The organism is Nonomuraea muscovyensis (assembly GCF_014207745.1).
In the GTDB taxonomy this organism is placed as follows: Bacteria; Actinomycetota; Actinomycetes; order Streptosporangiales; family Streptosporangiaceae; genus Nonomuraea; species Nonomuraea muscovyensis.
The window spans coordinates 2,938,454-2,949,820 of the sequence record NZ_JACHJB010000002.1 but is presented as its reverse complement, the minus strand read 5'-3'; the positions used below and the strand labels follow the sequence as shown (position 1 = coordinate 2,949,820).

General features: G+C 72.4%; 9 protein-coding genes and 1 tRNA gene. 7 read left to right on the top strand and 3 right to left on the bottom strand.

All coding sequences use genetic code 11. The features are described from left to right. Positions 1-6: 6 nt before the first annotated feature. On the top strand, positions 7-1,215 hold the full coding sequence (locus FHU36_RS30280; protein ID WP_312891920.1) for an FAD-binding protein: 1,209 nt from the start codon (positions 7-9) through the stop codon (positions 1,213-1,215). A gap of 26 nt (positions 1,216-1,241) precedes the next feature. After that, positions 1,242-1,643 carry a DUF3224 domain-containing protein gene (locus tag FHU36_RS30275; RefSeq protein ID WP_246502609.1) on the top strand — a complete coding sequence of 134 codons (402 nt, stop codon included), beginning with the start codon at positions 1,242-1,244 and terminating at the stop codon, positions 1,641-1,643. A gap of 4 nt (positions 1,644-1,647) precedes the next feature. Here FHU36_RS30275 and glpK (FHU36_RS30270) read toward each other — a convergent pair whose 3' ends face one another. Next, a complete protein-coding gene (gene glpK, locus FHU36_RS30270; RefSeq protein WP_185087161.1) occupies positions 1,648-3,156 on the bottom strand; it encodes a glycerol kinase GlpK in 1,509 nt (502 codons plus the stop codon). Between the two features lie 33 nt (positions 3,157-3,189). Continuing rightward, positions 3,190-3,957, bottom strand: coding sequence for an IclR family transcriptional regulator (locus FHU36_RS30265; protein WP_185087160.1), 768 nt, complete (start codon positions 3,955-3,957; stop codon positions 3,190-3,192). A gap of 296 nt (positions 3,958-4,253) precedes the next feature. Between FHU36_RS30265 and FHU36_RS30260 the strand changes: the two genes are divergently transcribed. From FHU36_RS30260 to FHU36_RS30250, 3 genes are all read left to right on the top strand, one after another. Next, a complete protein-coding gene (locus FHU36_RS30260) occupies positions 4,254-5,081 on the top strand; it encodes an MIP/aquaporin family protein (protein WP_185087159.1) in 828 nt (275 codons plus the stop codon). A 34-nt stretch (positions 5,082-5,115) separates the two neighbouring features. Beyond that, positions 5,116-6,633 (top strand): glycerol kinase GlpK, encoded by a 1,518-nt coding sequence (gene glpK / locus FHU36_RS30255; protein WP_185087158.1) that lies wholly within the window; start codon positions 5,116-5,118, stop codon positions 6,631-6,633. A gap of 71 nt (positions 6,634-6,704) precedes the next feature. After that, positions 6,705-8,423, top strand: a complete 1,719-nt coding sequence (locus FHU36_RS30250; protein WP_185087157.1) for a glycerol-3-phosphate dehydrogenase/oxidase — start codon at positions 6,705-6,707, stop codon at positions 8,421-8,423. Positions 8,424-8,428: 5 nt separating this feature from the next. Here the strand turns inward: FHU36_RS30250 and FHU36_RS30245 are convergent, their stop codons facing one another. Then, a complete protein-coding gene (locus tag FHU36_RS30245) occupies positions 8,429-9,388 on the bottom strand; it encodes a helix-turn-helix domain-containing protein (protein ID WP_446685850.1) in 960 nt (319 codons plus the stop codon). A gap of 352 nt (positions 9,389-9,740) precedes the next feature. Here FHU36_RS30245 and FHU36_RS30240 point away from each other — a divergent pair, with 352 nt between their 5' ends. Beyond that, complete coding sequence (locus FHU36_RS30240) at positions 9,741-11,177, top strand: vWA domain-containing protein (protein ID WP_246502608.1); 1,437 nt, start codon at positions 9,741-9,743, stop codon at positions 11,175-11,177. Positions 11,178-11,292: 115 nt separating this feature from the next. Then, a tRNA-Ala gene (locus tag FHU36_RS30235) sits at positions 11,293-11,365 on the top strand. Positions 11,366-11,367: the final 2 nt, after the last annotated feature.

Sequence of the window (11,367 nt, the reverse complement as noted above, 5' to 3'; positions counted from 1 at the left end):
GCCGGGGTGACCAACTGGGCAGGCAACGTCGCCTTCCGCGCGGGCGGCGTGCGTCGGCCAGCCACCCTGGACGAACTGCGGCGGCTCGTCGCCGGCGGCCCCCGGGTGCGGGCGCTGGGCAGCGGCCACTCCTTCAGCGACGTGGCCGACACCTCCGGCGAGCTGGTCCGTCTGGACCGCATGCCGCAGGAGATCGCGCTCGACGGGGCGGCCGGGCGGGTGCGGGTCGGCGCGGGCGTCACCTACGCCCGGCTGGCCGCCGCCCTGCACGCCGGCGGGTTCGCGCTGGCCGCCATGGCGTCGCTGCCGCACATCTCGGTGGCGGGTTCGGTGGCGACGGGCACGCACGGCTCCGGCGACGGCAATCGGAGCCTGTCGGCGGCGGTCTCGGGGCTGGAGCTCGTCACCGCCGACGGCTCGCTCGTCACGCTGGAGAGGGGCGACGCCGACTTCCCCGGCGCGGTGGTCGCGCTGGGGGCGCTCGGCGTCGTCACGACGCTCACCCTCGACGTGGTGCCCGCCTACGAGCTGCGCCAGTACGTCCTGGAGGACCTGCCGTGGGACGCGCCGTTCGACGAGGTCCTGGCCGCCGGCCACAGCGTCAGCCTGTTCACCGACTGGAGCACGGTCCGCGTGTGGCTGAAGCGCCGCGAGGAGTTGGCGGCCGGTGAGCGGTGGGGCGCCCGCCCGGCTGACGGGCCGCGCCACCCGGTGCCGGGCATGCCGGCCGACGCCTGCACGGCGCAACTCGGCGTGCCGGGGCCGTGGCACGAGCGGCTGCCGCACTTCCGGGCCGAGGCGCCGCCCAGCAGCGCCGGGGACGAGCTGCAGTCGGAGTTCGCGCTGCCCAGGGCCTGCCTGGGCGACGCGCTGGCCGCGCTGCACGCCCTCGGTGACCGGATCCGGCCGGCGCTGCAGATCTCGGAGGTGCGCACGGTCGCCGCGGACGACCTGTGGCTCAGCCCGTTCCACGGCCGCGACAGCGTGGCCGTGCACTTCACCTGGGTCGGCGACTGGGCCGTGGTGCGTCCGGTGCTGCGGCTGGTGGAGGACGCGCTGGCGCCGTTCGACCCGCGGCCGCACTGGGGCAAGCTGTTCACCCGGTGGCCGGCGTGCCCGCCGCGCTTCGCGGAGCTGGTGCGCAGGTACGATCCGGACGGAAAGTTCGGCAACGACTTCGTGCGCCGGCTCGTCGACATACCTGACGCCACCTGACAGGTATCTTCGGCACGATGCTTCGTATGACATTCGCGCAAGGCCCCTTCGACACCGCCGACTGGAACGCCCGGCCGCCCTTCGACGACCGCGACGGCGTCGCGCTCGCGCAGGTCACGCTGAGCAAGACGTTCCGCGGTGACCTGACCGCCACGTCGGTGGTGCACATGCTGATGGTGACCACCGAGGTGGCGGAGTCGCGCGCGTACGTGGCGGTCGAGCGGATCGAGGGGACGTTGCGCGGCCGCACGGGCTCGTTCGTCGTCCAGCACAACGCGGTCAGCGACGAGGGGGAGCGGTCGCTGCGCGTCACCGTCGTCCCCGACTCCGGCACCGGCGGGCTGCGCGGCATCCGGGGCGAGATGGAGATCGCCGTCGCCCCCGACGGCTCCCACTCCTACGCCTTCGACTACCGGCTGCCCGGCTGACGCCTCAGCCGCGCGGCCGCATCCAGTCGAAGCTCCGCTCCACCGCCCGGCACCAGTTGTCGTACTCCGCCGCCCGGCGCTCGGGCTCCATGGCCGGCAGCCACTGGGCGGCGCGGTGCCAGTTGCGGCGCAGCCCCTCCAGGTCCGGCCAGTAGCCGACGGCCAGCCCGGCGGCGTACGCGGCGCCGAGCGACACGGTCTCGGCCACCATGGGACGCACCACCGGTACATCCAGAACGTCGGCGATGTACTGCATGAGCAGGTTGTCGGCGGTCATGCCGCCGTCCACCTTGAGGGTGCGCAGGGCCAGCCCGGAGTCGGCGTTCATCGCGTCGACGACCTCGCGGGTCTGCCAGGCGGTCGCCTCCAGCACCGCGCGGGCGAGATGCCCCTTGGTGATGTACGAGGTCAGGCCGACGATCACGCCGCGGGCCTCGCTGCGCCAGTGCGGGGCGAACAGCCCTGCGAACGCGGGGACGATGTAGCAGCCGCCGTTGTCGTCCACGGTCTTGGCCAGCGTCTCGATCTCCGCGGCGCTGTTGATCAGGCCGAGCCCGTCGCGGAACCACTGCACCAGCGCGCCCGTCACGGCGATCGGCCCTTCCAGGGCGTACACGGCCGGCTGGGCGCCCACCTGGTAGCCGACCGTGGTGAGCAGGCCGTGGGAGGAGCGGACCGGCTCGTTGCCGGTGTTGAGCATGAGGAAGCTGCCGGTGCCGTAGGTGCACTTGGCCTCGCCCGGCGCGAAGCAGGTCTGGCCGAACAGCGCCGCCTGCTGGTCGCCGAGCGCGGCGCCGATGCGCACGCCGGGCAGGACCCGGCTGGCCACGCCGTACGTCTCGGTGGACGGGCGGATCTGCGGCAGCATCGCCCGCGGCACGCCGAAGAAGTCGAGCAGTTCGGCGTCCCACTCCAGGGTGGCCAGGTCCATCAGCAGGGTGCGGCTCGCGTTGGTGACGTCGGTCAGGTGCAGCCCGCCATCGGGTCCGCCGGTGAGGTTCCAGATCAGCCAGCTCTCCATCGTGCCGAACAGCACCTCACCGCGCTCGGCCCGCTCGCGCAGCCCCGGTGTCGCGTCGAACAGCCAGCGGATGCGCGGGGCCGAGAAGTAGGTGGCGAGCGGCAGGCCGCAGCGTTTCTGCACCATCGACGCCTCGGGACGGGCCGCCAGCTCGTCGACCAGGGCGTTGGTCCGGGTGTCCTGCCAGACGATGGCTCGCCGGAGCGGCAGCCCGGTCCGCCGGTCCCACAGCAGGGTGGTCTCGCGCTGGTTGGCGATGCCGATCGCCGCGATCTCCTCCAGGCCGACGCCGGCCTGCCGGAGGGCTTCGGGGGCGATGCGCTCCAGGTTGCGCCAGATCTCCATGGCGTCGTGCTCGACCCAGCCGGGACGCGGGAAGTGCTGGCGGTGCTCGCGCTGCGTCACCGACACCAGGCGCCCCTGCTGGTCGAAGATGATGCACCGCGTCGACGTCGTACCTTGGTCGATGGACATCACATAGCGCATGACCATGTCGTTCACCTCGGTAGGTGTGGAAGTGGCTGTCTACCAGCGTGAGGCACCGAGGTCCCGGGACACCGCGCGCGCGGCGTCGCGCACGAACGTCACCAGGGTGGTGTTGGGCTGGCCTTTGGCGTCGCAGACCCGTTCGACGGCGCCGGTGATCCCGATGGCCCCGACCACCAGACCGCCGTGGCCGCGGATGGGCGCCGCGATGGCCGCCTCTCCCACGGTCATCTCCTCCACCGAGGCGGCCCAGCCCACCTCGCGGATGGCGGCGAGGGCGCGGGCCAGTGCCTTGGGCGCGACGATGGTGCGGCGGGTGAACGCGTCGAGCGGGCCGTTGCCGAGTGTGGCGGCGGCGCCCGAGTCGAAGGCCAGCAGCACCTTGCCCAGCGCGGTGGCGTGCATCGGCAGCAGGGAGCCGACGTCGAGCGTCTGCAACGAGTCGTCGGGGCGGAAGACGTGGTGCACCACGAGGACCTGGCCGTCGAGGACGGTGCCGATCTTCACGGATTCGCAGCTCCGCGCCGCGAGCGCGTCCGCCCAGTTGATCGCGCGGGAGCGGAGCTCGTTGACGTCCAGGTAGCTCGTGCCGAGGTGGAGCAGGGCGGCCCCGAGCTGGTACTTGCCCGTCGCGTCGTCCTGCTCCACGAAGCCGACCAACTGCAGGGTGCGCAGCAGGCCGTGGGCCGTGCCGCGTGGCAGGCCCAGCGAGGTGGCGATCTCTCCCACGCCGAGCCTGCCGGAGCTGCGGGCGAGCAGACGCAGGATCGCCGCTCCCCGCTGGATGGACTGCACTGGACCTGGCACGGTCCAGAGCGTAGCCCTCCCCCGGTCGTTGTTCGACATTGTCGGCAGAGCCAACCGGAAAATCTACGCATACCCGCTCATACTGGAAGAACTGTGGGCTGGGTCATAGCCCCTAGACGATAAACCGGTATGTCATAGCTGACTAGTGTTCGACATTGTCGGCACCTTGCCGTTGACCCGCCCGTTTTCCTCACCTAGCTTCCAGTCAGCTGTGAGGCACCCCAGCGCCTCACCGGACGTCCTGCCTGCGACGACGCCTGCTCTGGCGCGGTAGCGAGGCGGGTGAGGAGGAAACCATGGCGGAACGGCTCAAAGCCCGAGGACTGCTCGGGGAGATGGCCGCCGAGTTCGCGGGCACCATGATCCTGATCCTGTTCGGGGTCGGCGTGGTGGCGCAGGTCGCGGCGGCCGGCATCGGAGATCACGACAGCATCGCGTGGGCGTGGGGTCTCGGCGTGACCCTCGGCGTCTACGTCGCCGCCCGGACCAGCGGCGCGCACCTCAATCCCGCCGTCACCATCGCGCTGGCGGCGTTCAAGGGCTTCTCCTGGCGCAAGGTGGCCCCCTACGTGCTGGCGCAGACCGTGGGGGCGTTCGTCGCCGCGCTCCTCGTCCGCTTCAACTACGCCGAGGTGCTGACCAAGGCCGACCCCGGCCTCACCATCAAGACCCAGGGCGTCTTCTCCACGCTGCCGGGCAACGGCACCCTGCCGGTCGGCACCTGGGGCGCCTTCGGCGACCAGATCATCGGCACCGCGATCCTGCTGTTCCTCATCCTCGCGATCACGGACATGCGCAACAACGCGCCGCTCGCCAACCTCGCCCCCTTCATCATCGGTCTGCTCGTGGTGGCGATCGGCATGGCCTGGGGCACCAACGCCGGCTACGCCATCAACCCCGCCCGCGACTTCGGCCCCCGGCTGGCGTCGTTCCTCACCGGGTACGAGACCGCCTGGCAAGATCAGTACGGTCAGCTCTACTTCTGGGTGCCCATCGTGGCCCCCGTCATCGGCGGCCTGATCGGCGCCGCCCTCTACCAGCTTCTCGTGGGCCGTTTCCTGCCCGTCGACGACGACACCGAGCCGGGCCGCGTGCCGGAGAAGACCTCGTACGAGACCGTCTGACCCTTCCCACCCCCTTTCTAGGAGGCACGATTCCATGCCGGACTTCGTCGGAGCCGTCGACCAGGGCACCACGAGCACCCGCTTCATGATCTTCGATCACGGCGGCAACGAGATCGCCCGTCACCAGCTCGAACACGAGCAGATCCTGCCCCAGGCCGGCTGGGTGGAGCACAACCCGACCGAGATCTGGGAGCGCACCCGGGCGGTCATCGAGACCACGCTGAACAAGGCGAGCCTCAGCGCCTCCGACCTGGCCGCGCTGGGCATCACCAACCAGCGCGAGACCACGGTGGTGTGGAACCGCCGCACCGGCCGGCCGTACTACAACGCCATCGTCTGGCAGGACACCCGCACCGACCGGATCGCCTCGGCCCTGGACCGCGAGGGCAAGGGCGACGTCATCCGCCGAAAGGCGGGCCTGCCCCCGGCGACGTACTTCTCCGGCGGGAAGATCCAGTGGATCCTGGAGAACGTCGACGGGGTGCGCGAAGCGGCCGAGGCCGGCGACGCGATCTTCGGCACCACCGACACGTGGCTGCTGTGGCACCTCACCGGCGGCGTCGACGGCGGCCTGCACGTCACCGACCCCACCAACGCCAGCCGCACCATGCTGATGGATCTGGAGACGCTCGACTGGGACGACGAACTCCTGTCGTTCTTCGGCATCCCGCGCCGGATGCTGCCGGCGATCGTGCCCTCCTCCCACGCGGAGGCGTACGGGCGCACCCGGCCCGGCGGCCCGCTGGGCGGTGAGGTCACGCTCGGGGGCGTCCTCGGCGACCAGCAGGCCGCCACCGTCGGCCAGGTGTGCTTCGAGGTCGGCACGGCCAAGAACACCTACGGCACCGGCAACTTCCTGCTGCTCAACACCGGCACCACCCCGGTGCGCTCGCAGCACGGCCTGCTCACCACGGTCTGCTACCAGCTCGGCGACCAGGCGCCGGTGTACGCGCTGGAGGGCTCGATCGCGGTGACCGGCTCGGCCGTGCAGTGGCTGCGCGACCAGCTCGGCATCATCTCCGGGGCGAGCCAGAGCGAGTCGCTGGCCCGGCAGGTGGACGACAACGGCGGCGTGTTCTTCGTGCCCGCCTTCTCCGGGCTGTTCGCCCCGTACTGGCGCTCGGACGCCCGCGGCGCCATCGTCGGGCTGTCGCGCTACAACAACAACGCGCACATCGCCCGGGCCACCCTGGAGTCGATCTGCTACCAGAGCCGTGACGTCGTCGAGGCGATGCGCCAGGACTCCGGAGTCGCCCTCGACGTGCTCCGGGTGGACGGCGGCGTCACCGCCAACGATCTGTGCATGCAGATCCAGGCCGACGTCCTGGGCGTGCCGGTCTCCAAGCCCGTGGTGGCCGAGACCACCGCGCTGGGCGCGGCCTACGCGGCCGGCCTGGCGGTCGGCTTCTGGAAGTCCTGCGAGGAGCTCAAGCAGAACTGGCAGGAGGACCGCCGCTGGGAGCCCCAGTGGTCGCAGGACCAGCGTGACACGGCCTACGCCACCTGGAAGAAGGCCGTCACCCGCACCCTCGACTGGGTCGACGTCGGCTGAGCCGGGGCGACGCCCGGGGGCGGGTGCCCCCGGGCCCTCTTCCTGACTTTCATGAAATGAGGAGCTTTACTGTGACATCTGTACCGCTGGGACCGGCGTACCGCGCGGAAGCGCTGCGGCGGATGGGCGAGAGCGAGTTCGACGTGCTGGTCGTCGGCGGCGGTGTCGTCGGGGCAGGGGTGGCGCTCGACGCGGTGTCCCGTGGCCTCTCGGTCGCCGTGGTCGAGGCCCAGGACTGGGCGGCCGGCACCTCCAGCCGCTCCAGCAAGCTCATCCACGGTGGCCTGAGATACCTCGAACAGCTCGACTTCCGGCTGGTCAGGGAGGCGCTCAAGGAACGTGACCTGTTGCTGACCCGGCTGGCCCCCCACCTGGTGCGCCCGGTGCCGTTCCTGTTCCCGCTGCGGCACCGGCTCTGGGAGCGGTTCTACGTCGGCGCGGGCATCGCCCTCTACGACCTGCTCGACGGCGCCCGCACCCTGCCCCGGCACCGTCACCTGAGCCGGCGCCGCGCGCTCGCCGCCGCGCCGTCCCTCAACGCGCAGGCTCTCGTCGGCGCCGTCCAGTACCACGACGCCCAGGTCGACGACGCGCGCTTCGCGATGACGCTGGCCCGCACCGCCGCCCAGTACGGCGCCGCGGTGGCGACCAGGGCACGGGTGACCGGGCTGGTCCGCGACGACGGCCGGGTCACCGGCGCGCGGGTGCGCGACCTGCAGAGCGACGACGAGATCGTGGTGCGGGCCCGCCAGGTGATCAACGCCACCGGAGTGTGGACCGACGAGACGGGCGAGCTGGCGGCCACCCAGGGAGGCCTGCGCGTGCGCGCCTCCAAGGGCGTGCACATCACCGTCCCCCGGGACCGGATCACCCTGCACACCGGCCTGATCCTGCGCACCGAGAAGAGCGTGCTGTTCACCATCCCGTGGGGCCGGCACTGGATCATCGGCACCACCGACACGGACTGGAGCCTCGACAAGGTCCACCCGGTGGCCAGCCGCGCCGACATCGACTACCTGCTCGACCACGTCAACCAGGTGCTGGACACGCCGCTGAGCCACGACGACATCGACGGCGTCTACACCGGCCTGCGGCCACTGCTGGCCGGAGACGCCTCCGACACCGCCAAGCTGTCCCGGGAGCACACCGTCGCCCGGCCCGCGCCGGGGCTCGTGGTCATCGCGGGCGGCAAGTACACCACGTACCGGGTGATGGCCAGGGACGCCGTCGACGTGGCCGTGCGCGACCTGGGCACGGCCGTGCCCCCGTCCGTCACCCACCGGCTGCCGCTGCTCGGCGCGGAGGGCTACGAGGCGCTGCGCAACGCGCGCACCCGGCTGGCCGCCCGCGCCGGGCTGGACGTGGCCCGCGTCGAACGCCTGCTCACCCGGTACGGCTCGGCCGTCGTGGACGTCCTCGGCCTGGTCGAGGCCGACCCCACGCTGGGCGAGCCGCTCACCGGCGCCGCCGACTACCTCAAGGCGGAGGCGGTGTACGCCGCCTCGCACGAGGGGGCGCTGCGGCTGGAGGACGTGCTGGTCCGCCGTACCCGCATCTCGATCGAGGAGCGCGACCGCGGCGTCGCCGCCGCGGTGGAGGTGGCGGCGCTCATCGCCCCGATCCTGGGCTGGGACGAGGAGGACGTGCGGCGCGAGAGCGAGCGTTACCGGGCCATGGTGCAGGCGGAGATGTCGGCCGAGTTGCAGCCCGACGACGCGTCGGCCGACGCGGCGCGGGCGCGGATCTGGGAGCCGTTCGATCCGCGCACCGGCTCCCGCGCGGTCGCCTGACCCGGTCAGCCGGTGTCTCTGCCGCCGAAGGTGCGGCGGTAGGCCGAGGGGGAGATCCGCATGGCGCGGGTGAAGTGGTGCCGGAAGGTCACCGGGCTCTCGAACCCGACCGCCAGCCCCACCTCCTCCACCGGCACGGTCGTGCCCTCCAGCATCGGCAGGCTGGCCGCCACCCGCTGCGCGATCACCCAGCGCAGCGGGCTCGTGCCGGTCCGCCGCCTGAAGTGCCGGAGGAACGACCGCTCGGACATGTGCGCCGCCCCCGCCAGGCCGGCCACGCTGATCGGCTCGGCGAGGTGGTCCAGCGCCCAGTCCATGGCCCTGGCCACCGCGTCGTCGTCGGCCACCGGCCCGACGGCGGCCTCGATGAACTGCGCCTGCCCGCCCTCCCGGTGCGGTGCGATGACCAGGCGGCGGGCGATCGCGTTGGCCACCTTCGGGCCGTGGTCGCGGCGCACCAGGTGGAGGAGCAGGTCGAGCCCGGCGGCGCTGCCCGCGCTGGTCAGCACGTCACCACTGTCGACGTACAGCACCGAGGGGTTGACCCGCACCTCGGGGTAGCGCCGCTGGAGCAGGTCGGTGTGCTTCCAGTGGGTGGTGGCCTCGCGGCCGTCCAGCAGGCCGGCCGCCCCCAGCGCGAACGCGCCCGAGCAGACCGACACCATCCGGGCGCCCCGCCCGTGCGCCAGCCGCAGCGCCGCCACCAGGTCGTCGGACACGTGCCCGCGCACGTCGGGGACGCCGGGCACGATGACCGTGTCGGCCGAGGCCAGCGCGTCGAGCCCGTGGGCGGCCTGCATGGTGAACCCGCCCAGCGCCCGCATCGGCTCCCGCGTCTCGGCGCACACCTTCAGGTCGTACCAGGGCACCTCCAGCTCGGGCCGCGGCAGGCCGAAGATCTCCACGACGCAGCCCAGCTCGAACGGCCCCATCCCGTCGAAGGCCAGCACGGCGACGGTGGGCAGGCGCGTGGCGAGACGGGTGGGCGTGGCGAGCGCACGAGGCATGGCGGCATGGTAACCGGAGACCTCGCCACCGGTTAGTCCCGTATGCCCGATCGGGCGGTGGTAACGAACGGGTGCGGCGAGGACACCGGCGGGTGTCGCCCGGTCCCTTACGGACGGCCCTGAACCCGCCGCCAGGACGACCGGCGCGGGCCGGAGGTCGCCGGTCGGACACGGCCGATCACACGCTGATCGCGGTTTGCGCTCGCTTGCGTCACCGGCCCGGCCACCCGGCGGCGGGAGCCGTCGTACGGCATGGAGGTGGTTCGCAGTGAAATTCCGCCCTTTGGTAGCAAGTGTCGGACTTATCGGATTGCTCACGATCGCGGCGTGCGGCGGCCCGGGCGGCTCGCAGAGCGGCGCCGCAGACCGGGCCCCCGAAGCCGCCGCCGAGCAGGCCCCGGGTGACCAGGGCCGGCCCGCCCGATCCCCCCTGCAGAACGACCAGGACACCACCAGCGCCCAGATCTCCACGATCGCCCTCGACGTGGACACCGCCTCGTACGACTACGCCCGCCGCGCCCTGAAGGAGGGGAACCGGCCCGAGCCGGGACGGATCCGGCCGGAGGAGTTCGTCAACGCCTTCAAGCAGGACTACGCCGAACCCCGGGGCGACGGTTTCACCGTGCACCTCGACGGGGCGCGGCTGCCGACGGGCGACGAGGCCATCCTGCGGGTGGGGCTGCGGACCCGCGGTTCCGACGCCGCGGCCCGCCGCCCCGCGAACCTCACCTTCGTGGTCGACGTGTCCGGGTCCATGGCCGAGACGGGCCGGCTCGACCTCGTCCAGCAGGCCCTGCACACGCTGCTCGACCAGCTCGCGCCCGGCGACCAGGTGTCCATCGTGTCGTTCAGCGACCAGGCCCGGCTGGTCGCCTCCATGACGCCGCTCACCGCCAGGAGCGAGCTGCACGCCGCCGTGGACCGGCTCGCCGTCGACGGCGGCACGAACCTCGAGGCCGGAGTGGTGACCGGCTACCAGGAGGCCGCCAGGGCGTTCCGGCCCGCCGCCACCAACCGCGTCATCCTGCTGTCCGACGGCCTGGCCAACCAGGGCGAGACCGCCTGGCAGGCCATCCTCGACCGGGTCAAGGAGCACGCCGGCCGGCAGGTCACGCTGCTCACCGTCGGCGTGGGCCGGGAGTACGGCGACGAGCTGATGGAGCAGCTCGCCGACAACGGCGACGGCGCGGCCGTGTACGTCAGCACCAGGGAGGAGGCCGAGAAGGTCTTCGTCTCGCAGTTGCCCGCGACCCTCGACGTGCGCGCCCGCGACGCCAAGGCGCAGGTGGTGTTCAACCCGTCGGTCGTGGACGGCTACCGGCTCGTCGGATACGACAACCGGGCCCTGACGGCCGAGGAGTTCCGCGACGACGACCGCGACGGCGGCGAGATCGGCCCCGGCCACGCCGTCACCGCCCTCTACTCCGTGAAACTCAGGCCCGGCGCCACCGGCCAGCTCGCCCAGGCCACCGTCCGCTGGCAGCACCCCGACACCAGGGCGCCGTCAGAGGAGAGCCGCTCCATCGACGCCGGAGAGCTGGGGGAGTCGGTGTGGGACGCGCCGCTGCGCTTCCAGGTGGACGTGGTCGCCGCCGCCTTCGCCGTCCACCTGAGCGACCGGCAGGCGTTCGGCATGGACCTGCCGGCGCTGAGCACGCAGGCCAGGCGGCTGGCCGGCACCGCTGAGGACCCGATGGTCACCGAACTCGCCGGCCTCATCGACACGGCCCACTCGGTGACGGGCTGACCCCGCCCCGCTCCGGCACCCGGCGCGCTCCGGCCGGCCCCGTCAGCCACGGGCCGGCCGGAGCGCGCGTGTGCGTGCATGGCCGCGGATTCCGATACACTGGTGCACGCAGCACGGGGCTATGGCGCAGTTGGTAGCGCGCCTCCATGGCATGGAGGAGGTCTGGGGTTCGAATCCCCATAGCTCCACT

Coding starts and splice junctions, on each gene's coding strand:
- FHU36_RS30275 (WP_246502609.1), top strand. CDS start 1,242: ATGACATTCGCGCAAGGCCCCTTCGACACCGCCGACTGGAACGCCCGG.
- glpK (WP_185087161.1), bottom strand. CDS start 3,156: ATGGTCATGCGCTATGTGATGTCCATCGACCAAGGTACGACGTCGACG.
- FHU36_RS30260 (WP_185087159.1), top strand. CDS start 4,254: ATGGCGGAACGGCTCAAAGCCCGAGGACTGCTCGGGGAGATGGCCGCC.
- glpK (WP_185087158.1), top strand. CDS start 5,116: ATGCCGGACTTCGTCGGAGCCGTCGACCAGGGCACCACGAGCACCCGC.